The organism is Aestuariivita sp., assembly GCF_021404545.1.
In the GTDB taxonomy this organism is placed as follows: Bacteria; Pseudomonadota; Alphaproteobacteria; order Rhodobacterales; family Rhodobacteraceae; genus Aestuariivita.
Map to the genome: position 1 here is coordinate 18,453 of NZ_JAAWWD010000063.1, position 23,489 is coordinate 41,941.

The window sequence follows — 23,489 nt, forward strand, 5'->3', positions numbered from 1 at the left end:
GATCCTGATAGGCCTGACGGAACCGGTCGATGATCGGCGTGATCTCTCGCCGAGTTCGGGTCGCGGTCAGACCGGCGACAAGGCCCGGCTCGGATCAGGGCCGCAGCGTCGAGATGTCGGGTTGCGCAAAGCACCCTGCGTCGCGATGCTCATCGGGGAAGGCGGCCTCGACCGGGCGGCGGGTGTGCAGGGTGCCGATCTCCTCCAGCCGCAGACCCGACTGATGGACCGGACCTGCTTCATCTTCGCTCAGTGTGCCATCCTCAATCCGCACGCGCCAATGTCGGGCACAGCTGTCGAACATCGACACAGCCCCTCTATGGCCGAGATAACGCCCCGTTTCGTCAACACCGATATTGTGAAGAACCAGCCCCTCGCCCCGGGGCAGGTGCGCGTGCGCTCTGGCAGGAATGCCGCCCAATCCCTGGCGTCTTGGACCTGAAACCGGGACCGGACAACGGCCCGACCAGAGCGCGACACGATCCATCCGGCGACCAGATCGGGCCTGGTTTGGTTGCGCGGGGATGAGAAAGGACTGGCCCAGCGGTTGGAGCAAGGTGGCGCCGCCCCCCGGATTCTTGCTTGCAGACACAATCCATGGCAGAGTGGGCGCCATTTTATACAAGTTTTTTGGGGGAACATCCAATGGCCAAGGGGTCCGAGACATTTACGATTGGCCAGCGCACTGGCAACATTTCGGTCGGTGCTTTGCTGATCCTGCTTTACGCGATCTGCGTCACCCTGTTGGTTGTCGGCTTTTCGGCCTATGTGATCCGCACCGACTGGAACGGGGCGCTGGCCAATAACGGGGCCGAGCTGAGAGATCTCGACACGCTCCGGTTCCTGGTCAAGCGCGACGAAGAGCTTGAAGCGCTGATTGCGGCCGCACAGGACGACATTGCCAGGGCGGACGACTCGATCCTGATCACCGTGCAGGCCGAAAACACCACCTCGGTTCAGTACGACCGGGCCCAGACCAGTCTTCGCGAAACCGTCATGCTGGCCCATGCCCATCTGAGCGAGGCGACCGCGCATCTGGCCGAGGGCGACAATGCCAGGTTGTACCGGCTGATCGCAACCCAAGAGGACAAGCCAATGCTTGCGGCGGTGAATGCCGGGTTCTTCCAGCTTCCGCTGATGAGCTTCCGCGACACCATCGAGCCGCAGAAGCGCCAACAGATCCTGAGCGATGCCAGCGATCTGTCGGCGCGGCTGACCGAACTCTCGGATCAGATATCCAGCCTGACGCTCGCGGTACAAAATGCCGAAAGCAACACCCAGCGCGCGCATGAGGAGCGCTCGTTTCACCTGAAGCGGCAAAACAGCCATCAGGCGGCGCTGGACGAGCTGCGCAAATCGGTCCCGATCTATTCCGAGCATCGCACCCGCTGGATTTCGCTGGCCGATGCCGGTTGGTGGAACCCGTTGCCGCAACTGGTGTCGACGCCCACCATCCTGTTGACATTGATGGTGACCATCGCCGCCGGTGCGTTGGGAACCCTGGTGGCCTATTCGCGCTCGACCTTTCTGGAGCAACGGGTGCCCAGTGGGTCGCGGCTGTTGATCATTCTGGGCGAGGGGATCGCGGCGGCGATCGGCGTGTTCCTGTTCGCAGGGGCCGGGATGCTGGTTCTGTCTCAGGGCGGTGGGCCGGACGGGCGGCTGGAACTGAGCCCCTTCACGGTGGCGTTTCTGGCCTTCCTGTCGGGCTTCATGGCCGAAAGCGCGTTCAACAAGATCAGCAATTTCGGCACGGATTTCTTTGGCAAAGGCACTGACACAAACGCGGATGCCGCCGACGGGGACGCCGCGGCCAAGCCACACCCGGTGGCGCCACCGGACCCGGTCGGCGCCGACGACGCTCCCAAGCCAGCAACCTAGCGGTCCCGCTCAGCCCGGCGCCCGGAAATGCTTGGAGAGCTTCAGCCCCTGGCCCTGATAATTCGACGCGATTTCGCGGCCATAGAGCTGGGTCGGCACCTCGGCCATGCGCTCATAGACCAGCCGACCCACAACCTGACCGTGTTCCAGAACGAACGGTGCCTCGTGACAGCGCACCTCCAGCACCCCGCGCGATCCCGCGCCGCCCGCCGCGTCATGTCCGAACCCGGGGTCGAAGAAGCCCGCGTAATGCACCCGGAACTCGCCAACCATGGCCAGATAGGGGGCCATTTCCGCCGCGTATTCGGGCGGGATGTGAACCGCCTCCCGGCTCACCAGAATATAAAATGCGCCGGGATCGAGGATAATGCGCCCCTCAGAGCTATGGACCTCCTCCCAATACTCGGCCGGATCATACTGGCCGATCCGATCCAGGTCGATTACCCCGGTATGCGGTTTGGCGCGGTATCCCACCAGCGTATCGCCCGGCAGCGCCAGATCCACCGAAAAGCCCAGACCCTGCTCGATCACCGCCGCGCCGTCCACCAGACGGCTTCGCACATGCAGCGCCCGTAGATCCTCGTCGCTCAGTACCGATTGGCCTTGCCGGAACCGGATCTGGTTCAGGCGCATGCCCGGACGGACCAAGACCGAAAACGAGCGTGGACAGATCTCGGCATAAAGCGGACCTGCATAGCCTTCGGGAATGCGGTCGAACTCGGTCCCGCCGTCGATGATCGTGCGGGTCAGCAGATCGAGCCTGCCGGTAGAGCTTTTGGCATTGGCGACGGCTGTCATGCCCGGCGGCAGCGCCAAACGCTCCATCAGCGGCACCAGATAGACACAGCCCTTTTCCAGGACCGCGCCTTGGGAGAGGTCGATGCGGTGCATCTCGAACTCGCGCAGGCGATCGGTGACGCTTTGCCCGTCGCCCGCCAGGAACGACGCGCGGACCCGATAGGCGACATCGCCCAGCCGCAGATCGAGGCTGGCAGGCTGGATTTGAGCGGACTCGACCACAGGATCGGCAGTGATCTGGCCGCGGTCAATCATCGCTTCGATCTGTTGATTGGGGCAGACACCGGTCATCTCAGAGATCCCGCTTGTTGCATGGCAGGCGTGCAAAATTTGACTGGGGCAGGTGTATTGGTCGGGCTAGCAGGACTCGAACCTGCGACCTTCCGTCCCCCAGACGGACGCGCTACCAGGCTGCGCCATAGCCCGACTTGAAGGCGTTCATACCGGTTTTGGCACCGGGGACAAGGGGGAATCATGCCAAATCCGACAACTCTGGCATCGCTCAGCCGCGCGGATCCGCCATACGGTCGCGCAGGACCGCCAGACGCCCTAGCAACGGCGCCAGCGCCCGGGATTGTTCGGCGTCAAGGCTGTGGGACACGCCCAGATGGCTGAGCGCACCGGCCCGGGTCGCAATCTGCGCTTCGGGCGGAGGATCGGGTGCATCGACGACGCGTGCGCGGGGCGGTTCCGCGCCGGGTGCGGCGCCCATCGGCTGGGTCAGAAAGGAGGGCAGGGGCGAGGCGTCGGGCTCTGCGGGCGCGGGCTGGCTGTCCGGTGCGTCAGGCTCTGCGGCGGCGGCCTCCTGCCTGGTCGGTTCGGGCGGTGCGGGGGGGGCCGCGACCGGGGTCTGCTCCACCGCTTCTTCCGGGGTCTTGTCGTTAGCCTCGGCAGGTGCATCCTCGGCCTTGGGCGTGGCCTGTGCCGGGCCCGCCTCCTGCCCGGGATCGGGCACCGGATCGGCTGCTCCGGTTTCGGCGCCCGCACGGTCTTCGGGGCGCGCCTTGAACCGCAGGACATTTTGCGCGGCCGGCAGCGCGTCATGATCGGATATCGCCGATGTACCGGAGATTTCCGCATCCGTATCAAGAGGTTGCGAAAAGGTGCTCACATGTGCCACGCCCTCTTCACGCAAGAGTTTCTGCACCCCCTTGATGGTCATTCCCTCGTCATGCAAAAGCGCCTTGATCCCACCCAAAAGCGCCATGTCGGCGGGGCGGTAATAGCGTCGGCCGCCTGCACGTTTCACCGGTTTGACCTGGCTGAACTTGCTCTCCCAAAACCGCAGCACATGGGTCTGCACGCCCAGCCATTCAGCCACCTCACTGATGGTGCGGAAGGCATCGGGCGACTTGTCCATGGATCAGGTCCCTTCCGTCAGCTTTTGTTGCCCGACGCGACGCGATCTTTCATCAGATGCGAGGGCCGGAACGTCAGCACGCGGCGGGGCTGAATGGGAACCTCTTCTCCGGTCTTGGGATTGCGTCCGACACGCGCGGATTTATCGCGCACGCTGAAGGTCCCAAAGGAGGAAATCTTGACCTGTTCGCCACGCACCAGCGCGTCGGACATGTGATTGAGCATCGATTCAACCAACTGTGCGCTTTCGTTGCGGGACAAACCCACTTCGCGAAAGACCGCTTCGCTGAGATCCATGCGTGTTATTGTTTTTTCGCCCATACCAGTCCCCGTTTTTCAGCGACGATAGGGGGATTGAAGTTTGCCTGTCAATAACGCTGTCCCGCAAGGGCTTGAATTTGCGGGGTTTCGCGCTTTACCAGCGCAAGACCACCGCGCCCCAGGCCAGACCGCCGCCAATTGCCTCGGTTACCAGCAGGTCTCCGGGCTTGATCTGGCCGCGTTCCTTGCCGACCGACAGGGCGAGGGGAATCGATGCCGCCGAGGTGTTGCCGTGATCCTGCACCGTCACGACGACCTTTTCCATCGGCAGGCCCATCTTTTTGGCGGTGCCCGAGATGATGCGGATATTGGCCTGATGCGGCACGATCCAATCCACGTCATCCGCCGTCAGCCCGGCTTTTTCCAGCGCGGCATGGGCGGTCGAGGCGAGCTTTTCCACCGCGTGGCGAAAGACCTGGTTGCCTTGCATGCGCACATAGCCGGTTGTTTTGGTGGACACGCCGCCATCGGCATAAAGCAGATCTTTGTAGCGCCCGTCGGAGTTGAGATCGGTCGACAGGATCCCACGGTCGTCGGACGTTCCCTGGCCTTCCTGCCCCTCCAGCACCAGCGCGCCGGCCCCGTCGCCAAAAAGGACACAAGTCGCGCGATCGGTCCAGTCCATGATCCGGCTGAAGGTCTCGGCGCCGATGACCAGAACCCGGTTGGCCTGTCCCGACAGGATCAGGGCATTGGCATTGGCCAGCGCATAGGCAAAGCCCGCGCAGACCGCCTGAACATCAAAGGCAAAGCCGCTGGTCATGCCCAGCTCGGCCTGCACCATGGTCGCGGCCGAGGGAAAGGTCAGATCGGCGGTCGATGTGGCCAGGATGATCGCGTCGATGTCGCCGGGCGCCAGTTCGGCATCGGCGAGGGCCGCTTTCGCCGCATCGGTGGCCATGTTCGAAGTGGTCTCACCTTCGGCGGCGAAATGGCGCCGTTCGATGCCCGACCGGGCGCGAATCCATTCATCGCTGGTGTCCAGCGTCTTTTCAAACTCGGAATTGGGAACAATCCGTTCCGGAAGGTAGTGGCCTACGCCCACCACGACGGCACGTCGCGTCATCAGGATGCCTGCCCTTTATGCATCTGTCTGTTTGGGGCCGTCGGTGTCCCCGTCCTTGGGCCCATTCGGCGTATCCTGAGCAAGTGCTGCGGCAGATGCAACCCGTGCGGCGAGCTTTTCCGAAAAACCCGATTGCGCCAGTTGGAAGGCCAGCTTGACCGCGGCCGACACGCCGGTGGCATCCGCGCTGCCGTGGGATTTCACCACCGTGCCGTTCAGTCCCAGAAACACCCCGCCATTGACGCGGCGCGGGTCGATGCGCTTTCTCAGCCGCCGCAAAGAGGTCAGCGCCAAAAGCGAGGCCAGCCGCGAAAGCGGTGTGTACCGAAACGCCTCACGCAGCAGATCGCCGATCAGGCTGGCGGTGCCTTCGCCGGTTTTCAGCGCCACATTGCCGGTAAACCCATCCGTGACAATCACATCGCAGACATCGCCGGGGATATCACCGCCTTCGACAAAGCCCACGAAATCGAAACTCGCGCGATCCGCGAAGCCGCCGATCAGCTCGAAGCCTTCGCGCAGTTCGGGACGGCCCTTGTGCTCTTCCGTGCCGACATTCAGAAGGCCAATCCGGGGGCGGGGCAGGTCAAGCCCGTTGCGCGCATAAGAGGCGCCCATCAGCGCATATTGCAGCAGATCTTGCGCGTCGGCCCGGACATCGGCCCCCACATCCAGCATCACGTTGAAGCCTTGCGGGTTGCGCGACGGCCAGAGAATCGCGATTGCGGGCCGGATAATGCCGGGCAGGCGGCGCAGGCGGATCGTGCTCAGCGCCATGAGCGCCCCGGTATTTCCGCACGAGACGGCCACGGTCGCATGTCCCTCGCGCACCGATTCCAGCGCTGACCACATCGAGGTCCCCTTGCCGTGACGCATCACATGGCTGGGTTTGTCCTGCATGGTGACGACATCGGGCGCATCGCAATAGGTGACGCGGTCCTCCAGACCGCGCTTGCGCGCCACTTGGGCGCGCAGCATGTCCTCGGGACCGTGCAGGATAAAACCGATATCGGGGTTTTTCTGGGCGGACCTGGCAATGCCAGCGACAACAGCGGCAGGCCCGGCGTCTCCGCCCATGGCATCGACCGAGATAATGATGCGCCCAGATTGCGCTGTCGTGTTATGCTCGGCCGTGGCTGACATGCGTGGGCCCGCGAGAGGCGTCTTAGGCCGCGTCTTCGTCCAGGTCGATCTCGTCGGTCATCGGGACGACTTCCATGTCGCCGTAATGGCCGCAGGCCGCGCAGACGTGATGCGGGCGCTTGAGTTCGCCGCAATTGGGGCATTCGTTGGGATTCGCGGCCACCAGCGCATCATGCGCACGACGGTTGTTGCGACGCGATTTGGATACTTTGTTCTGTTGGACGGCCATGTCTCAACCTTCATTCTGTTCGGGCCTGCACGGGTCCCGGTGGACCGGAGCGGCGGGATTTCTATAGCTTTGCCGATGTGGCGTGACGAGCGTTTAGGCCTGAGCCTGCGCCTTGTCCAACCCTAAATGCGTGAAGGCGCGAAAATACGCAGTTTCCCGGTTTCCGCAAGACGTTTTTTTGGGCATCTCCACGCGGGCGGGGAAAGGTCGTTCATGGCCCGTCACCAAATCGACGCGCGATTCAAGGGGCTATGGTGCCAGGAAACAGGGGCGCCAGGCCGTCGCGCCTGCACCCCAGCCATCCTGCCGGTTTGGCGCCTGGGCAGGCACCATGCGTTGAGCAGAGCGAAAGAGGTGTTTGGCCGGCATATCATATCGCCCAGCGAAGGGGGGGGGCGGCGCCATCCGACGGACAGGCGCTGACGCGGCTGGACCCTGATTGAGGTTTGGGTCGCATGGCGGTCTCACTCCTTGCCTTCCAGCTTGTCGCGGAGCTCGGCAAGACCCGCAAAGGGGCGCACATCGTCATCGGTCAGCGGGGCCTTGCCGGGTTCGGTAAAGACGGCCTGGACCGTTTCGGCGCTGTCTTTTCTGGGATAGGCGGGAATGCTGAGCGCCAGGGCTTCTGCCATGACGGCGGTCAGGTCGATCTGATGGGGCAGCGGTTCGACCGTGTCGTCTTCGGGCATTTCGACCTCTGCGGCGTCCGGCTCGACATGATCCGCCACATAGTGGCGTGTGACGGATGTCTCGATCCGGGTCGTTACCGGTTCCAGCGACACCACGCAGGGCTGCACCACCGTGGCGCCCAATCTGGCGTCGATCCGCCAATCGGTTTCGCCGGTCGCGCGGATCTCACCGGCGAAACGCAGTTTGCGCAGGGCATTCAGCTCAAGCTCCTCTGCCAGGGCGCGCATATCCTGCGCATCCGGGCTCAGATCAAAGCGCGTCGGCTTGCCCTGCGGCAGGTCGGAAAGCCTGTAGATCGGGCGTTTGGGATCAAAGGCAGAGGATTGCGCTGACATGGGCGGACACTTTCGTTTCTTGAACCGGGGGCGTTCCTTCTGTAATTGGGATAAAAGCCATGGCGAGACGAGGCAAGGGGCACCGATGAAACGATCCGCACACGCGCTGCGACAGATGACCCGCTGGGGTCTGGCGGGCGTGCTGGCCCTGACACTGGCCGGTTGCGCCTCGACCTATCGCAATCACGGCTATGTGCCCTCAGAAGAGGATCTTGCCGAGATTGTCGTTGGTATCGACACCCGCGACAGTGTCGCGGAAACGGTGGGCACGCCGTCCTCGGCCGGTGTTCTGAACGAGGGTGGGTATTACTATGTCCGCTCCCGGGTGCGTCATCAGGGTCTGCGCGAACCCCGCGTGGTCGAGCGCGAGCTGGTTGCAATCAGCTTTACCCAGAGCGGCGTCGTCGAGAATATCGAACGCTTTGGGCTGCAAGACGGCCGCACCGTGCGCCTGACCCGCCGTGTCACCGAAAGCTCGGTCTCGAACCAAAGCTTCCTGCGGCAGCTCTTGGGGAATCTCGGCCGTTTCAACCCAAGCCAGTTTATTGACTAAGCCTTGCGGTCTGTCACGGCTGTGTCATCGCTTGTGCGGTAGCAGGCAGGTCAGTTAGGTTTTTCCCAAGGACAGGCCGGGAACGATCATGCCAAGAGACATCCCCTTGCTGCGCCGGGGCCGCTTTGCCGCAAGGCTGGCCGAAACCCCGCAAGACCGGGAGGCCGCGATGGCGCTGCGGACGCTGGCATTCCGCACGGCACAAACGGATGGCGATGCCTTTGACGCAGCGTGCGCGCATATCCTGATCGACGAGGTCGCCACCGGCACGCTGGTGTGCTGTTTTCGGATGCTGATGCTGGAGGGCGGCTCCGAGCTGGCCCAGAGCTATGCGTCGCAGTTTTATGACCTCTCGGCGTTGCAGGACTTCGAGGGCCGGATGGTCGAGCTGGGTCGGTTCTGCATCCATCCCGACTGGCACGACCCCGACATCCTGCGGGTGGCCTGGGGCGCGATGACGGGGTTTGTCGATGACAATGGGGTTGAGATGCTTTTTGGCTGCTCGTCCTTTGCCGGAACCGAGACGGCGGCCTATCTCGATGCTTTTGCGATGCTCAAGGCACGCCATCTCGCGCCCAAACGCTGGCTGCCCCGGGTCAAGGCGCCCGATGTGTTCCGCTTTGCCGCGCGGCTGCGGCGCAAGCCGGACGTCAAAAAGGCGATGCTGGGCATGCCGCCCTTGCTCAGGACCTATCTGCTCATGGGCGGCTGGGTCAGCGATCATGCGGTCGTCGACCGGCAGATGAACACGCTGCATGTGTTCACAGGGCTCGAGATCGGGGCGATTCCCGATGCCCGCAAGCGGCTTTTGCGTGCCGTGGCGGGTTAGCCTTGGCGCACCGGCACCGACAGGTGTCGCGCGCCACATAGGAGCGGAAAGACACGCGGTTTCTTGACCTTCCCGCCTGCCGGGCTTAGCTGCGGGCCATGGCACGTATCCCCCTTTTGCAAGTCAACGATCTCTCTCTCACCTTTGGCGGAGAGCCGGTCTTTGACGGTTTGTCGGCAGTGATCCAGCCCGGAGATCGCGTGGCGCTTGTGGGGCGCAACGGATCGGGCAAATCAACACTGATGAAGGTGATGGCGGGTCTGGTCGAGCCGGACCGGGGCGAGGTGATCGTGCCGCCCGGACATTCGGTCGGCTATATGGAGCAGGATCCGGACATGAGCGGGTTCGACACGCTGGGGGCGTTTGCCGCCCACGGATTGGAACCTGGTGAACTTTATAAGGTGGAACGCGCAGGCGAGGGGCTGAAATTCGATCCCGATCGGCCGGTGGCCACTGCCAGCGGTGGGGAACGTCGACGCGCGGCTCTGGCCGGGCTGATGGCGCGGGCACCGGATCTGATGCTGCTCGATGAGCCGACCAACCATCTGGATATCGAAGCGATTGGCTGGCTTGAGGCCGAACTGCGCGCGACCCGTACGGGCTTTGTTCTGATCAGCCACGACCGTGCGTTCCTGCGGGCGCTGACGCGCGCAACACTGTGGATCGACCGGGGTGTCGTGCGGCGGCAGGAAAAAGGATTTTCCGACTTCGAGGCCTGGCGCGACCGGGTTTGGGAGGAAGAAGACCTCCAGCGTCACAAGCTCGACCGCAAGATCAAGGCCGAGGCGCGATGGGCCGTCGAAGGAATTTCGGCCCGGCGCAAGCGCAACCAGGGCCGCGTGCGCGCCCTGCAGGGCCTCAGGGCCGAGCGGGCGGCCCAGATTACCCGGGCCGGAACGGCCGGCATGGCGTTTGATGCGGGGCCAAAATCCGGCCGCAAGGTGATCGAAGCGGATGCTATTTCAAAGGCGTATGGCGAAAAGATCATTTTGAAGCCATTCTCGGTCACGGTGATGCGCGGCGACCGCGTGGCCTTTGTCGGGCCAAACGGTGTGGGCAAGACGACGCTTCTCAAAATGCTCTTGGGTGAGGTGGCGCCGGATACCGGCACCGTAAAGCTGGGCACCGGGCTGGAGAGTGCGGTTTTCGATCAGGCGCGCGCGCAGCTCGACCCCGATCAGAGCCTTTGGGACAGCCTGACCGGCGATCCTGGGATGCGCGTGTCGGGAAAGGCCGATCAGGTGATGGTGCGCGGTCAGCCCAAACATGTGGTGGGCTATCTCAAGGAGTTTCTCTTTGACGAACGCCAGGCGCGCGCGCCGGTTCGGTCGCTGTCGGGGGGGGAAAAGGCCCGGCTGCTGCTGGCGCGGCTCATGGCGCGGCCCTCGAACCTGCTTGTCCTTGACGAGCCGACCAATGATCTGGATGTGGAGACACTGGATCTCTTGCAGGATCTTCTGGGGGAGTATGACGGCACGGTTCTTCTGGTCAGTCACGACCGGGATTTTCTGGACCGGGTTGCGGCGACGACGGTTGCGATGGAGGGGGACGGAAGCGCCACCATCTATGCCGGGGGGTGGAGCGATTATCAGGCGCAGAAAGGCACCGTGGCCGTGCGCGAGGCCGCGGATGCGAAATCGGCGAGATCCAAGGTCGAGAAGCCTCGCCGCGAAACCGCGACTGGTCTGAGTTTCACCGAAAAGCACCGGCTGGAGGCGTTGCCTGCCCAGATCGAGCGGCTGGAGGCTGAGATCGGCAAGCTGGAACAGCTTTTGGCCGACCCGGAGCTTTACACCCGCGAGCCGGTCAAGTTCAAAAAGGCGACAGAGGCACTGGTGGAACGCCAGCAAAAGCTGTCGGCTGCGGAAGAAGACTGGCTCATGCTGGAAGACAAGGCCGGTGGCTGAGTTCGGGAAACCGCCCAAAGGGGGATGGGCCCCTCTTGTGCCAGAGCTCTATGTGGGCCGCCCCGAGGACAGTCTGGGATTTTGGTGTGATCTGCTGGGCTTTGCCATCGCCTATCGGCGCCCCGAAGAGGGCTTTGCCTACCTTGAACGCCATGACGGGCCACAGATCATGCTGTGCGCGCGGCATGCCGATTGGGAGGTGGCACGGATGCAGCGCCCGTTTGGCCGTGGCGCGGTGTTTCAGATCTTCATCACGGATTTGGACACAGTGATCGCACGGTTGAAAGGGGCCGACTGGCCCTTGTTCGAGGGCCCGCGTGACGTGTGGCGGCGCTGGGGCGATATCACCGGCGGCAAGCGCGAGGTCATGGTGCAGGATCCCGATGGCTATCTGGTTCTGCTGGCGCAAGACATCGGAACCCGCCCGGTCGACGCGTAACCGGCTGCTCTCAGAGCGCGCGCGCCGGGTTGCCGATGACGCGGGCGCCCGCCGCCACGTCGCGGGTGACCACGGCTCCGGCCCCCACGATGGCGCCGTCGCCGATGGTCACGCCCGGAAGGATGATCGCCCCACCGCCAATCCAGACATCGGTGCCGATGGTGACGGGAGAGGCGATCTCAAGCCCGGCGGCGCGTTTGACCGGATCCAGATGGTGCTGCGCGCAGTAGATCTGGACGGCAGGCCCCAGCATGGTGCCCGACCCAAGCCGCACCGGTGCGGTATCCAGGATCGCGCATTGCGCATTGATATAGACCGCATTCCCCAAGCTGAGGTTAAAGCCATAGGCCAGATGCACCGGCGCCTCGATAAAGCAGTCTTTCCCAACCGAGTTCAGGAGCGCGCGCAGGGCCGGGGCCATGGGTCCGCGCTGATCCGGGGGCAGCGTATTGTGCTGATGCACAGCAAGACGGGCGTCATCGCGCAGCTGCTCAAGCTCCGTGTCCAGGCAGCAATACCATGCGCCCGCCTGCATTTTTTCCCGCATCGACGGCATTATCGCACCCTTACGGTGTTGCAGGCGCGCAGTACCCGACCATTGGGTAAAACGGCTGTGGCGCAATAGCCTGTCTCCGCGCCGCATAAGGTCCCATGGCCAGACGGGAAAGCGTTGGGGATCACAAAGGCGATCTGTCTGTGTTTCATTCTACCCCGTCTGCGCGCGGCGCTAGCCTTGCAACTGCACCAATGCATGACGCTTCTTGCCCGCGCTCAGCTTGATTGGGGATGAAAGCGCTCCGGCGTCCAGCATCAGCCCCGCATCGGTAAGCGGAGTATCGTCCATCCGCGCGCCATTCTCAGTGATCAGGCGTTTGGCCTCCTTACCTGACTTGGCCAGCCCGGCACGCACGATCACCTGCACGATAGAGAGCGGCAGATCGTCTCCGGTCAGCTCCAGCGTGGGCAGATCCTCTCCGACGCCGCCTTTCTCAAAGACATCGCGCGCGGTGGCTTCGGCGGTTTCGGCCGCCTCCGGCCCATGGCAGAGCGAGGTGACCGCATTGGCCAGGATGATCTTGGCTTCGTTCACCTCGGATCCCGCAAGCGCGCCCAGGCGGTTGCAGTCGTCGATCGGTATTTCTGTGAACATCTTGAGGAACTTTCCCACATCGGCATCCGGCACGTTGCGCCACCATTGCCAGAATTCATAAGGTGCCATCATCTCCTGGTTCAGCCAGACGGCGCCATCGGCGGATTTGCCCATCTTCTTGCCATCCGCGCGTGTGACCAGCGGTGTGGTCAGCCCGAACGCATTGCCCCCGTCAACCCGCCGGATCAGGTCAGCGCCCGAGACGATATTGCCCCATTGATCCGATCCACCCATTTGCAGGATACAGCCATAGCGGCGGTAAAGCTCAAGGTAATCATAGGCTTGCAACAGCATATAGTTGAACTCGATGAAGGACAGCGCCTGTTCGCGGTCAAGCCGGGATTTCACGCTTTCGAATGCCAACAGCCGGTTGATCGTGAAATGTTTTCCGATATCGCGCAGAAAATCGATATAGCCGAGCTTATCGAGCCATTCGGCATTGTTCACCAGCGGCGAATCCGTGGGCCCGTCACCATAGGAGATGTACCGCGAAAACACTTTGCGGATCCCGTTCGCGTTCTCTTCGATCTGGTCAACCGAGAGCATCTTGCGCATCTCGTCCTTGCCCGATGGATCGCCGACCTTTGTCGTGCCGCCCCCCATCAGGGTGATCGGCCGGTGTCCGGTCCGTTGCATCCAGCGCAACAGCATGATTTGCACCAGGTTACCGATATGCAGGCTGGTCGCGGTCAGATCGAACCCGATATATCCGGTGACCACGCCGCTTGCGAACCGCTCGTCCAGACCTTGCAGATCGGTGCAATCGGCCATGAACCCCCGCTGCGTGATCTCGTGGATAAAGTCCGATTTGGGGTGATAGGTCATGACTTGCCTCGGGTTGCGGTTGCGGGGCACTCTATAGGCGGGCAACGGGCAAAGGAAAAGGCCATGAATAAGGCCAGCGCGGCAAAGACCGGCCCAGGCGCGATGATGCGCGTTCTGGGCGCGATGAGCGGGACCTCCCTCGACGGGGTCGATGCGGCCGTGATCGAGACGGATGGACACCGGATCATGGGGTTTGGGCCCAGCCGATACAGACCCTATTCGGATGAGGAGCGCGCGGTGCTGCGCGCGGGGCTGGGTCACTGGATGGGAGATCCGGTCGACTACGCAGCCGCCGTCGTGACCGCAGCGCATGAAGAGGCGCTGGCAGGCTTTGACGGTATCGATCTGGTGGGGTTTCACGGCCAGACGCTGGCCCATGATCCGCGCGGGCGCGGCACTTTGCAGGTCGGCCATGGGGCGGCTCTGGCGCAGGCTCTGGGGCTGCCGGTCGTCTGGGATTTCCGCAGCGACGATGTGAGGTTGGGGGGCGAGGGCGCGCCGCTGGCATCGTTTTACCACTTCGCCTGTGCCAAATGGAGTGGTGCGACCGAACCGGTTTGTTTTCTCAATCTGGGTGGGGTCGGCAACATCACCTATGTCGATCCGGCCTTTGATGCGCCCGAGGAGGCGGGCGCGCTTCTGGCCTTTGACACCGGGCCCGCCAATGCGCCGGTCAATGATTTCATGCTGGCGCGGTGCGGGCTTGCGATGGATCAGGATGGTGCCCTGGCCCGGACCGGCACCGTCGAGACCGGAGCGCTGGAGCTGTTTCTGGCCGAGCCGTACTTTGCGCGTATCCCGCCTAAGTCGCTCGACCGAAATGATTTTCCCGAGATGATCGGCCTGGTGTCCGAGCTGTCTGATGCCGATGCGGTGGCCACCCTGACGGCCATGTGCGCGGCCAGCGTGGCACAGGGCATCGAGCATTTGCCAAAGCCACCGACCCGGGTTCTGGTCACCGGGGGCGGGCGTCAGAACCCGGTTCTGATGGAGATGCTGCGCGTCTCCACCGGCTGTCCCGTGGACCCGGTCGAGGCGATCGGGCTCGATGGCGACATGCTGGAGGCGCAGGCCTTCGCCTTCCTCGCGGTCCGGGTGCTGCGCGGCCTGCCTACGTCCTGCCCCTCGACAACGGGGGTTCGCGCGGCGGTGGGGGGTGGTGTGATCAGCCGACCCTAGCGGGCGGTGAGATCGCCCAGATAGTCGCGGGTGAATTCCGTGTATCCGTTCGATGTGGATTTCAGATGTGCTGCCAGATCGGCATGCAGGTCTGGCAGGTGGTGAAACGGCACATTCGGAAAGGCGTGATGTTCGGCATGATACGGCATGTTCCACGCCACCGCGCGCACCAGCCTGTTGGTAAAGGTGGTGCGTGAATTCTCTAGCATATCCGCCACTGGCGGGCAGCGCCCATGTTCGGCCAGCAGATAGAGCCGCAGAACCGGCTGGCCGACCAGCGCCGGTAGGACCCACAGCCAGAATACAGCAGGAGACACCGTGAGGCTGGCCAGCGCCAGCGCATAAAGCGCCAGGATCATCCGCGCCTCACGCCGCATCCGGGGGATCTGGCGCGCGGGCAGATATCCTGGCAGCGGCGCGCCCCGTGCCAGCCGCCACAAGACAAGCGCAGTGCCCGACCAATATCCCCAGCCCGAAAGATAGATCAGATAGGCCTGCCAGCTCTGCGGTCGCGGGCCGTCGGCCAATTCCGGGTCATGCTCGGGATCGTTGGTGTGTTTGTGATGCGCCAGGTGGAAATATCGAAACCACGTAAAGCTCATTCCCACGGCAGCACTGCTGACATGACCTGCGACCTCGTTGATCCATCGGGTCTGAAACGGTGTCTGATGGGTGCATTCATGGGCCAATGTGAACAAAAAACACAGCAAGACACCATGAAACAGCACAAGAAGCGGCCATCCCGGAACGCCCAGCACGATGCCCATGCCGCACAGGCCAAGCGCGCCCAGATGCAGGGCAAGATGGCGCAGACCGGCTGTGTCCGAGCGTTCCGTCAGCGCCGCTTTTCGGGCGGGCGGTATCGTCTTGAGGAACGTCACATGATCCATGCCGGGCAGAATGCCCTAGCTGCGCGGAATGTCAAAGCCGGGTGGCGCCAATGTGAAGCCGTCGAACTGAAATCCCGGACTGACCGTGCAGCTGACCAGCGTATAGGCGCCTGTGGTGGCTGCGGCCTGCCAATGGCCAGTGGGCACAATGATCTGCGGGCTGCCCTTGATCAGATCCGGGCTCAGGAGATGATCCTGCGCCGGGCCTTCATCCGTCGCACTCAACGACAACACCAGCGGCGCACCGGAATGGTAAAGCCAGATTTCGGTGGCATCGACCCTGTGCCAGTGGCTCCGTTCGCCGTTCTTGAGCAGGAAGTAGATCGCAGTGCCCGACGGTCGTCCCGGACCGTCCGCGACCCAGGTTTGGCGATAATGCCCGCCTTCCGGATGGGGGGCGAGGTTCAGGTGCTTGATGATGTCATCGGCTGTCATGATCGCAACCTGCGCCCACCGCGCGACCCTTGCAAGGGTATGCAGGGCACGCCGGTGTCGTTCTGGCCAGAAAGCGGATGGATACCGCTTTGCAGATCGCCGCATCGCGCACCGATCACGCCTTCTGTCTCGCCCAGTGTATCATCTTGAACGCCCGCCCGTCGCAGGGGCTCAGCTTCGCAGGATCGACCGTCCCGCATATTCAGCGGTCTCGGCCAACTGCTCTTCGATGCGGATGAGCTGGTTGTACTTGGCGAGCCGATCGGAGCGGGCCAGCGATCCTGTCTTGATCTGACCGCAATTGGTGGCCACGGCCAGATCGGCAATGGTGGCATCCTCGGTCTCGCCCGAGCGGTGCGACATCACATTGGTATAGCGGGCGCGGTGGGCCATATCGACAGCTTTAAGAGTTTCCGACAAAGTTCCGATTTGATTGACTTTTACCAGCATGGAATTGGCACAGCCACGGGCGATTCCGTCGGCCAGGCGCTCTGGGTTCGTTACGAACAGATCGTCCCCGACAAGTTGGACCCTGTCGCCGATGGCGTCGGTCAGGGCCTTCCAGCCATCCCAGTCGTCCTCTCCCATCCCGTCTTCGATGGAGATGATCGGATAGTCATTCACCAGAGCTTCCAGATAGGCGACATTCTCATCGCTGCTGAGGGTTTTGCCCTCACCGGACAGAACATAATGTCCATCCTTGTAATACTCGGTCGCCGCGCAATCGAGGGCGAGGTGAATATCCTCGCCGGGAGCATATCCCGCCTTTTCAATGGATTTCAAAACGAAATCAAGCGCTTCTCGGGTGGAGGCGATGTTGGGCGCAAAGCCGCCCTCGTCCCCGATCCCGGTGGAAAGACCAGCCGCCGACAGCTCTTTTTTGAGGGTGTGAAACACCTCTGCCCCCATGCGCACCGCGTCGCGGATCGTCTCCGCGCGGACCGGCATGATCATGAATTCCTGAATGTCGATGGGGTTGTCGGCATGTTCGCCACCATTGATGATGTTCATCATCGGCACGGGCAGGATGCGCGCGGCCGTCCCGCCCACATAGCGGTAGAGCGGTTGCGCGGTGGCGTCGGCCGCGGCTTTGGCGGTGGCCAGCGACACGCCCAGAATGGCGTTGGCGCCCAGGCGTGCCTTGTTGTCGGTGCCGTCCAGCTCGATCATGGTGGCGTCGATGGCCTGCTGTTCGGTGGCGTCGAACCCGACGAGCGCCTCGGCAATCTCTCCGTTCACCGATGCGACCGCCTCCTGCACGCCTTTGCCGAGATAGCGCGCGGCATCGCCGTCACGCTTTTCCACCGCCTCATAAGCGCCGGTCGAGGCACCGGAGGGCACGGCAGCGCGGCCCTGCGTGCCGTCTTCAAGCGTGACGTCAACCTCGACCGTTGGGTTGCCCCGGCTGTCGAGGATCTCGCGGGCGAAAATGTCGATGATGGTTGTCATGGGGGAGCCTATATGGAAATGCGCTTTGGGCGCCTCTTACCGGGCGAAACTCCCAAGGAAAAGGGGAGGTTACGCCGCAGAGCGATGTTTGCGCTCACGCCAGAGGGTGAAGAGGCCAGAGCTTACGACAAAGGCCGCGCCGATCAGCATCAGGGCATCGGGGCGCTCGCCAAAGACCGCCATCCCGATGATCAGGGCGAAAAGGATGCGCGAATAGCGAAACGGTGTGACAAAGGAAATCTCGCCCACGCGCATGGCCGTGACAATGGCATAATAGGCCAAGACGCCAAAACTGATGGTGCAGCCGATCAGCGCCCAATGCAGCCCTTGAGGCTGCACGGCGGGCGCGCCGGTGGCCCAGGCCAGGCCAAAGGCGGCAGGGACCAAAGTCAGGAAGGCAAGAAAGCTGAGCTGAATGGAACTGACCGTTGCCGGGATCCGGCGGGTGGCCAGGTCGCGGAGCGCCAGCCCGATGACCGCCAGCACGGCAAAGAGCGACCGGATGTCAAACCCCTCCAGGCCGGGCCGGATGATCAGCAAGACACCTGCAAAGCCCACGAGGATCGCCGTCCAGCGGCGCCAGCCGACCGCTTCGCCCAGAAAAAGGGCGGCCCCAAGGGTGACAACGAGCGGTGTCGCTTGGAGGATCGCGGAGGCGGAGCTGAGCGGGATCAGCGCAATCGCGGTGACAAAGGCCAAAGATCCGACCAATTCGCCTGTGTTGCGCACAAGAACCGCCGCAGAGAGCGCCGCGGCCGGAAAAAGAGCCTGACCCTGCCATTTCGCGGCCAGGCCAAAGACAGATGCTCCGCCTGCGCCGATGATCGCGATGATCTGCCAGGTGGGCAATGCCTCGGACAGCAGTTTGATGAACATATCCTCGATGGCGAAGACCAGCATGGCCAGCGTCATCCAGGCGGCGCCGCGCAAATTCTCCATCTGTGGTCCTTTTCGCGACGCTTGTCTGGCTCTTGCGCCGTCCTTGCCCGAACCCGGCGGGCGGGGCAAGCGGGCGTGATCGGCATCGGATGTCCCGTGCCTGACCGGAGGGGATGCCCTTGATCCGCCGGTGTTTGAAGGAGACCCCTGCGGGGTCGTTGTTGTCGTCTCGTCCCTGCGCCTGCGGCTGCGGTCCTCGGGCAGGTGCGGGTGGCGGAGCGAGGGCATCACATGCTAGAGGCAGTGGCATGAAGGTAAACGGAATTCTCGATAGCTGGCGGGCCACGGCGGGGACTGCCTTCGTGGCGGCGGCAGGTGCCGGGATCGGCACGCTGGTCGGATTGCCTGCGGCGCTCCTTACGGGTTCGGCGCTGGCGGTTTGTCTCGCGGGGCTGGGCGGTTTGCGGATGGATATCCATCCCCGGCTGCGCGATCTGGCGTTTCTGGTGATCGGTGTCGGGATTGGCAGCACGGTCACGCCTGAGACCACGGCGGCGATGGTCCGGTGGCCGTTGGCATTCGTGGCGCTCGGCGTCCTGGTCGTGGTGATGATGGTGAGCTGTCAGGCCCTGTTGCAGCGCGGGTTCGGGTTCGATGCGCGCACTGCCGTGCTGGCAGCGGCGCCGGGACATCTGAGTTTTGTGATGGGCCTGAGCCTGGAGGGCGGGGTCGATGCGTTGCGCGTCACGGTCGTGCAGGCGGTCCGGCTGTTGGCGATCACGTTGATCGTGCCGCTTGTCGCGCGGGTGCTGGGGGTCGAGATCACCGGCAACCCGTTGACGGGCAGTGTGACCCTGTCGCCGCTGATCTTTGGTGTGCTGATGGCGGTGTCGCTGCTGCTGGGACTTGTGCTGATCTGGTTGCGGCTGCCCGCGGCCCTGCTGATCGGGGCGATGCTGGTCTCGGGGGTGAGCCATGGTGCGGGATGGGTTACGGGCGGCATCGATCCGGTGCTGGGCACGGCCGCCTTCGTGACCATCGGCGCGCTGATCGGCACCCGGTTTTCGGGTCTTGGCATGGCGGCCTTGCGCGCGGGGCTCGGGGCCGGATTGGCGGTGACGGCACTGGCTTCGGGGATTGCGGCGCTGGTTGCGGTGCCGGTGGCCTATGGGCTGGGCCTGGGGCAGGTGACCGTGCTTGCGGCCTTTGCTCCGGGCGGGTTCGAGACAATGATTGCGCTGGGGGCCGTTCTGGGAGCGAACCCCGGTTTTGTGGCCGCGGCCCATGTGGCGCGGCTGATGTTTCTGACCGGGCTCATTCCGCTGATGCTGTCGCGGGCACGGCGCGGCTCGGCGGTATAGCGTGGCGCCGATTTGGGGGCTTTGCCCCCGCGCTGCGCGCTCCCCCCGTATTTGACGCGAGAAGAAGCGGGCTGGGTTCGGGCCTGGTCGGGTTGCCGGAGATCAGCCCTTTTTCAGCGGCACGCCGTAAAGCTCCAGCCGGTGGCCGCGCAGCTCATAGCCGAGTTTGCGGGCGATCTTCTCCTGAAGCTCTTCGATTTCCGCATCGACGAACTCGATCACCTGACCGGAGTTCATGTCGATGAGATGGTCGTGATGATCCCGCTCGGCGTCTTCGTAGCGCGCGCGGCCATCGCCGAATTCCAGCTTTTCGACGATCCCGGCCTCTTCAAACAGCTTTACGGTGCGGTAGACGGTGGCGATGGAGATCTTGGGATCGACCGCGCTGGCACGGGCGTATAGTTCCTCCACATCGGGGTGGTCGTCGCTCTCTTCGAGGACTTGCGCGATGGTGCGTCGTTGCCCTGTGATGCGCAGGCCTTTGGCCACACTGCGCGACAGAATCGTGTCCGGCATGAAACCCCTCTGAGTACCGCTTTGGTCGGTTGGGCCTGTGATGTAGCCGAGCCGGGCGGGCATGGCCAGCCCGACTGCGAAGCGCGGCTCAGGAATAGAGCGGGCGCACACCCATCTGCATGTGCACCATGTTGACAGTTTGCTGATCCAGACCCAGCGCAGCGGCCAGCGTATCGAGATAGTCGGCCTCGGCCTGGGCATCGAGGCGGATGGTCATCAGCGACATCGCGTAGACTTGCGTCTTTTGCGCCTCGGGGGTTTGGGCGGCCAGCGCATTCACATCCATGGGGGCTGCGAGTTCGCTGCGGATAAAGGCCATATCCTCGGCATCGGCCTCGCCCAGGGTTTCAAGGATCTTGGCCTGTTCATCAGCGTCGATCCCGCCATCGGATTTGGCCGCCTGGATCATCGCGCGCAACAGGAGCGCGGCTGTCTCTTCCATCTGGGGTACGGTCTCACGCGGGTTGATGGCATCGGCCATCTGTGCCGCCCCCTGACCGGTCATCGCGGCTGCCCCGCCCAGGGCGCCGAGCAGACCGGCGATGCCCGCGCCGCCGCCCGCACCGGCCGCGGCACTGAGCAGACCGCCCTTGCCTCCGTCGCTGCCGCCACCCATCATCGCGGCAAGATCGAAGCCGCCCGGTTTGCTGAGGCCCGCCATCATCTCGGACAGGTTGCCCATGGCCCCGGCGCCCATCTGCCCCATCCTCTGTTGTATCTCGGCAAAGCCGGGAGGCTGGCCCGCCTGTGCCGTATCGCCGGGTACCTGGGCGCCACCAAAAAGCGCGGCCAGCCCGCCGCCGCCTGACATCTTGTCGATACCGCGCGCGGCGGCATAGCCGATCGCCACCTTTGTCAGAGTTCCCATCAAGCTCATTCCGTCTCTCCGTCGTATTGCTGCATATCTGCGGTTCAGAGTGTCAGAGACGGTCGAGAGACAAAGCGAAAACCCGGCAACCGCGCGGATTTGCGTCAGGCGCGGGTCAGGTCGGCCCAGATTGGCAGATGATCCGAGGCGATGCGCGCGGGCCGGGCCGTGTGGACGCCATGAGCGCTGACATGCAGGCCCGAAGAGACCGCGATGCGGTCGAGCGGGGCCACCGGGGCAGGCGCCGGAAAGCTGGGATCGGGGGGCAGGAAATGCATCGCCGGTGCGGCGCGATCCAGCAACGGGCCGCGATCCCAATCGTTGAAGTCGCCAGCCCAGATGGTGGGCACCGGATCGCGCGGTGCGCTGAGCCGCATCAGCGCATGCAGCTGCCGCCTGCGCCACTGCGCCACCAGCCCCAAATGCAGGCCGATCACGCGCAGGCGCCCCAGCGGTGTCTCAAACTCGGCCAGGACCGCGCCGCGCGGCTCCAGCCCCGGCAGGATCAGCCGATCGGCACGCATCAGTTCGGGTCCGCCCCGATAGAGGATCGCGTTGCCATGCCAGCCCAGCGATCCCGCCCCACCCAAAGGCACGATCTGCCAGCCTTCGTCCCTGAGCGCAAAGGCGGGCAGGGCGGCCGGGCGTGGCGGCAGCCGTTTGTCGGCCTCTTGCAGGGTGACGATCTGGGCGCCCAGGGCGCGCAGCACGCGCAGGATACGGGTGGGCTTGCGTCTGAGATCGGTACCAATACATTTCTGTATGTTATAGCTGGCGACGCGGATCGCGCGCGAAGGGAGCTGGGTCATGCGGTTTACCGATCACGCCATTCTGACATGGTGTATCTGGACGGCCTGTCTGATGGCCTCAATGGCCGCCCTTGTGAGCGGAAATTGGGAAATAGCCTTTGTCGCATTGATCACGCTCGTGGTCTCCATCATGCCGGTTCTGGTTGCGGGCTATGCGGGTCTGGTGGTGCCGCGCACCTTTATCACGGCGATTGTGCTTTTCGTCTTTGCGACCCTATTCTTGGGCGAGGTTCTGGATTTCTACAACCGGTTCTGGTGGTGGGACATCGCGCTGCATGGCGGCTCGGCGGTTGGGTTCGGTCTGATCGGGTTTGTCGCGGTGTTCATGATGTTTCAGGGCGATCGATTTGCTGCCCCCCATATCGCTTTGTGTTTTTTCAGCATGTGCTTTGCGATCTTCATCGGCACGGTCTGGGAAGTGTTCGAGTTCGCGATGGATCAGGGCTTTGGCCTGAATATGCAGAAATCCGGGTTGAACGATACGATGGGAGATCTGATCGTCAATCTTGTGGGTGCATTGCTGGCCGCAGCGGTGGGGTATCTTTACCTGATCGGGCGCGAACGGGCCTTCCTGGCCTCGTTGATTGCAGAATTTGTCGAAAGAAATCCGCGCTTTTTCGGAAAGGCGCAACCAAAGCGACGCACCGACAGATACTGAGCGCGCTTGACACTGATCGCGCCGCGCTCTCCACATGGCGCCATGGAAAGAAAAGCGCATGTCGATGCCGCGGGCGCGGTGATGCTCATCGGGTTCGCCGCTCTGATGGCGTTCAATCAGGTGGTGATCAAGGTCTCGGGAGGCGGGTTCGGCCCGATCTTCATGGCCGGTTTGCGGTCGCTGGGCGCAATTGCCGTGATGTTGATCTGGATGCGGTTGCGGGGCATCGCACTGACCACGCCCAAATCGGCGCATCTGGGTGGTGTGATCGTTGGCGTGCTTTTTGCGGTGGAGTTCATGGCGATCTATACCGCGCTTGATATCACCACCGTCGCGCGCGCCTCGATCATGCTTTATTCGATGCCCGTCTGGCTGGCGATTGCCGGGCATTTTTTGTTGCCGGGCGAGGCGCTGACCGGCAAACGCGTGGTCGGCCTCAGCATTGCGATGGCCGGTGTGACGCTGGCGCTCTTGGACCGGGGGGGCGGTTCGGCCAGTCTCAAGGGCGATCTCTTGGGCGTCTTTGCCGCGATGTGCTGGGCCGGGATCGCATTGACCGTGCGCCTGACGCCGCTGTCGCAGGTCAGGCCGGAAATCCAGCTTTTCTGGCAGATTGCGATCTCGGCACCGATTCTGTTGCTGGTCGCCCCGGTAACGGGCGACCTGTTTCGCGAGGTGGAGGCGATCCACCTGTGGGGTCTTGCGTTTCAGATCCTGTGCATCGCCAGCTTTGGGTTCTTGTTCTGGTTTTGGTTGCTGGCGCGCTATCCTGCGTCGGGGGTGGCCTCGTTCAGTTTCCTGTCACCGGTTCTGGCGGTGTTTATGGGGTGGGCGCTTTTGGGCGAGCGGGTGGCGTTGAGCACATGGTTCGCCTTGGGCCTGGTGACCCTTGGATTGGTCTTGATCAACCGCAAGTGAGC

At 63.4% G+C, this 23,489-nt stretch carries 26 protein-coding genes and 1 tRNA gene; 9 read left to right on the forward strand and 18 right to left on the reverse strand.

All coding sequences use genetic code 11. The features are described 5' to 3' along the window. Window positions 1-94: 94 nt before the first annotated feature. Window positions 95-304: a hypothetical protein gene (locus tag HEP69_RS20135; protein WP_290560303.1), complete on the reverse strand. Its 210-nt coding sequence runs from the start codon at window positions 302-304 to the stop codon at window positions 95-97. Between the two features lie 341 nt (window positions 305-645). Between HEP69_RS20135 and HEP69_RS20140 the strand changes: the two genes are divergently transcribed. Beyond that, window positions 646-1,881: a hypothetical protein gene (locus HEP69_RS20140; protein WP_290560304.1), complete on the forward strand. Its 1,236-nt coding sequence runs from the start codon at window positions 646-648 to the stop codon at window positions 1,879-1,881. A gap of 9 nt (window positions 1,882-1,890) precedes the next feature. Here the strand turns inward: HEP69_RS20140 and HEP69_RS20145 are convergent, their stop codons facing one another. From HEP69_RS20145 to HEP69_RS20180, 8 genes are all read right to left on the reverse strand, one after another. Beyond that, on the reverse strand, window positions 1,891-2,970 hold the full coding sequence (locus HEP69_RS20145) for a 2'-deoxycytidine 5'-triphosphate deaminase (RefSeq protein ID WP_290560305.1): 1,080 nt from the start codon (window positions 2,968-2,970) through the stop codon (window positions 1,891-1,893). Window positions 2,971-3,028: 58 nt separating this feature from the next. Then, a tRNA-Pro gene (locus tag HEP69_RS20150) sits at window positions 3,029-3,105 on the reverse strand. Window positions 3,106-3,181: 76 nt separating this feature from the next. Continuing rightward, window positions 3,182-4,039 carry a MerR family transcriptional regulator gene (locus tag HEP69_RS20155; RefSeq protein ID WP_290560306.1) on the reverse strand — a complete coding sequence of 286 codons (858 nt, stop codon included), beginning with the start codon at window positions 4,037-4,039 and terminating at the stop codon, window positions 3,182-3,184. A gap of 17 nt (window positions 4,040-4,056) precedes the next feature. Continuing rightward, window positions 4,057-4,359: an integration host factor subunit alpha gene (gene ihfA / locus HEP69_RS20160; RefSeq protein ID WP_290560307.1), complete on the reverse strand. Its 303-nt coding sequence runs from the start codon at window positions 4,357-4,359 to the stop codon at window positions 4,057-4,059. A 94-nt stretch (window positions 4,360-4,453) separates the two neighbouring features. Continuing rightward, entirely contained in the window at window positions 4,454-5,425 is a 972-nt protein-coding gene (locus tag HEP69_RS20165; RefSeq protein WP_290560308.1) for a beta-ketoacyl-ACP synthase III, read from the reverse strand. Between the two features lie 15 nt (window positions 5,426-5,440). Further along, window positions 5,441-6,568: a phosphate acyltransferase PlsX gene (gene plsX / locus HEP69_RS20170; protein WP_290560309.1), complete on the reverse strand. Its 1,128-nt coding sequence runs from the start codon at window positions 6,566-6,568 to the stop codon at window positions 5,441-5,443. Between the two features lie 22 nt (window positions 6,569-6,590). Beyond that, window positions 6,591-6,797 carry a 50S ribosomal protein L32 gene (rpmF, locus tag HEP69_RS20175; RefSeq protein WP_290560310.1) on the reverse strand — a complete coding sequence of 69 codons (207 nt, stop codon included), beginning with the start codon at window positions 6,795-6,797 and terminating at the stop codon, window positions 6,591-6,593. Between the two features lie 464 nt (window positions 6,798-7,261). Further along, complete coding sequence (locus HEP69_RS20180) at window positions 7,262-7,822, reverse strand: DUF177 domain-containing protein (RefSeq protein ID WP_290560311.1); 561 nt, start codon at window positions 7,820-7,822, stop codon at window positions 7,262-7,264. Window positions 7,823-7,907: 85 nt separating this feature from the next. On the opposite strand from HEP69_RS20180, the gene bamE reads away from it, so the two are divergent. The 4 genes from bamE to HEP69_RS20200 all read left to right on the forward strand — a co-directional run bounded on the left by bamE (window position 7,908) and on the right by HEP69_RS20200 (window position 11,550). Beyond that, window positions 7,908-8,375, forward strand: coding sequence for an outer membrane protein assembly factor BamE (bamE, locus tag HEP69_RS20185; protein ID WP_290560312.1), 468 nt, complete (start codon window positions 7,908-7,910; stop codon window positions 8,373-8,375). Window positions 8,376-8,463: 88 nt separating this feature from the next. Further along, a complete protein-coding gene (locus tag HEP69_RS20190) occupies window positions 8,464-9,204 on the forward strand; it encodes a GNAT family N-acyltransferase (protein ID WP_290560313.1) in 741 nt (246 codons plus the stop codon). A gap of 98 nt (window positions 9,205-9,302) precedes the next feature. Continuing rightward, window positions 9,303-11,111: an ATP-binding cassette domain-containing protein gene (locus tag HEP69_RS20195; RefSeq protein ID WP_290560314.1), complete on the forward strand. Its 1,809-nt coding sequence runs from the start codon at window positions 9,303-9,305 to the stop codon at window positions 11,109-11,111. A gap of 37 nt (window positions 11,112-11,148) precedes the next feature. Continuing rightward, window positions 11,149-11,550 (forward strand): VOC family protein, encoded by a 402-nt coding sequence (locus HEP69_RS20200; protein ID WP_290560315.1) that lies wholly within the window; start codon window positions 11,149-11,151, stop codon window positions 11,548-11,550. Window positions 11,551-11,560: 10 nt separating this feature from the next. On the opposite strand, the gene HEP69_RS20205 is transcribed toward HEP69_RS20200, so the two are convergent. Continuing rightward, on the reverse strand, window positions 11,561-12,109 hold the full coding sequence (locus HEP69_RS20205) for a sugar O-acetyltransferase (protein ID WP_290560384.1): 549 nt from the start codon (window positions 12,107-12,109) through the stop codon (window positions 11,561-11,563). Between the two features lie 168 nt (window positions 12,110-12,277). Then, on the reverse strand, window positions 12,278-13,525 hold the full coding sequence (gene tyrS / locus HEP69_RS20210) for a tyrosine--tRNA ligase (RefSeq protein WP_290560316.1): 1,248 nt from the start codon (window positions 13,523-13,525) through the stop codon (window positions 12,278-12,280). Window positions 13,526-13,588: 63 nt separating this feature from the next. On the opposite strand from tyrS, the gene HEP69_RS20215 reads away from it, so the two are divergent. Further along, window positions 13,589-14,704, forward strand: a complete 1,116-nt coding sequence (locus tag HEP69_RS20215; RefSeq protein WP_290560317.1) for an anhydro-N-acetylmuramic acid kinase — start codon at window positions 13,589-13,591, stop codon at window positions 14,702-14,704. Here HEP69_RS20215 and HEP69_RS20220 read toward each other — a convergent pair. The 4 genes from HEP69_RS20220 to HEP69_RS20235 form a co-directional block, all read right to left on the reverse strand. Further along, a complete protein-coding gene (locus HEP69_RS20220) occupies window positions 14,701-15,594 on the reverse strand; it encodes a fatty acid desaturase (protein WP_290560318.1) in 894 nt (297 codons plus the stop codon). The genes HEP69_RS20215 and HEP69_RS20220 overlap by 4 nt on opposite strands. A 15-nt stretch (window positions 15,595-15,609) precedes the next feature. Then, complete coding sequence (locus HEP69_RS20225; protein WP_290560319.1) at window positions 15,610-16,029, reverse strand: cupin domain-containing protein; 420 nt, start codon at window positions 16,027-16,029, stop codon at window positions 15,610-15,612. A 171-nt stretch (window positions 16,030-16,200) separates the two neighbouring features. Beyond that, window positions 16,201-17,478 (reverse strand): phosphopyruvate hydratase, encoded by a 1,278-nt coding sequence (eno, locus tag HEP69_RS20230; protein ID WP_290560320.1) that lies wholly within the window; start codon window positions 17,476-17,478, stop codon window positions 16,201-16,203. Window positions 17,479-17,547: 69 nt separating this feature from the next. Then, on the reverse strand, window positions 17,548-18,417 hold the full coding sequence (locus tag HEP69_RS20235; RefSeq protein ID WP_290560321.1) for a DMT family transporter: 870 nt from the start codon (window positions 18,415-18,417) through the stop codon (window positions 17,548-17,550). A 248-nt stretch (window positions 18,418-18,665) separates the two neighbouring features. Between HEP69_RS20235 and HEP69_RS20240 the strand changes: the two genes are divergently transcribed. Then, complete coding sequence (locus HEP69_RS20240) at window positions 18,666-19,718, forward strand: AbrB family transcriptional regulator (RefSeq protein ID WP_290560322.1); 1,053 nt, start codon at window positions 18,666-18,668, stop codon at window positions 19,716-19,718. Window positions 19,719-19,820: 102 nt separating this feature from the next. Here the strand turns inward: HEP69_RS20240 and HEP69_RS20245 are convergent, their stop codons facing one another. The 3 genes from HEP69_RS20245 to HEP69_RS20255 form a co-directional block, all read right to left on the reverse strand. Beyond that, a complete protein-coding gene (locus HEP69_RS20245; protein WP_290560323.1) occupies window positions 19,821-20,234 on the reverse strand; it encodes a Fur family transcriptional regulator in 414 nt (137 codons plus the stop codon). A gap of 88 nt (window positions 20,235-20,322) precedes the next feature. Continuing rightward, a complete protein-coding gene (locus HEP69_RS20250; protein WP_290560324.1) occupies window positions 20,323-21,111 on the reverse strand; it encodes a DUF533 domain-containing protein in 789 nt (262 codons plus the stop codon). 95 nt (window positions 21,112-21,206) lie between these two features. After that, complete coding sequence (locus tag HEP69_RS20255; RefSeq protein ID WP_290560325.1) at window positions 21,207-21,911, reverse strand: endonuclease/exonuclease/phosphatase family protein; 705 nt, start codon at window positions 21,909-21,911, stop codon at window positions 21,207-21,209. Between HEP69_RS20255 and HEP69_RS20260 the strand changes: the two genes are divergently transcribed. Both HEP69_RS20260 and HEP69_RS20265 read left to right on the forward strand, forming a co-directional pair. Then, window positions 21,910-22,569: a hypothetical protein gene (locus HEP69_RS20260; protein WP_290560326.1), complete on the forward strand. Its 660-nt coding sequence runs from the start codon at window positions 21,910-21,912 to the stop codon at window positions 22,567-22,569. The two genes, HEP69_RS20255 and HEP69_RS20260, sit on opposite strands and share 2 nt — an antisense overlap. Before the next feature lie 42 nt (window positions 22,570-22,611). Next, window positions 22,612-23,487: a DMT family transporter gene (locus tag HEP69_RS20265; protein WP_290560385.1), complete on the forward strand. Its 876-nt coding sequence runs from the start codon at window positions 22,612-22,614 to the stop codon at window positions 23,485-23,487. The last annotated feature ends 2 nt before the right edge of the window (window positions 23,488-23,489 follow it).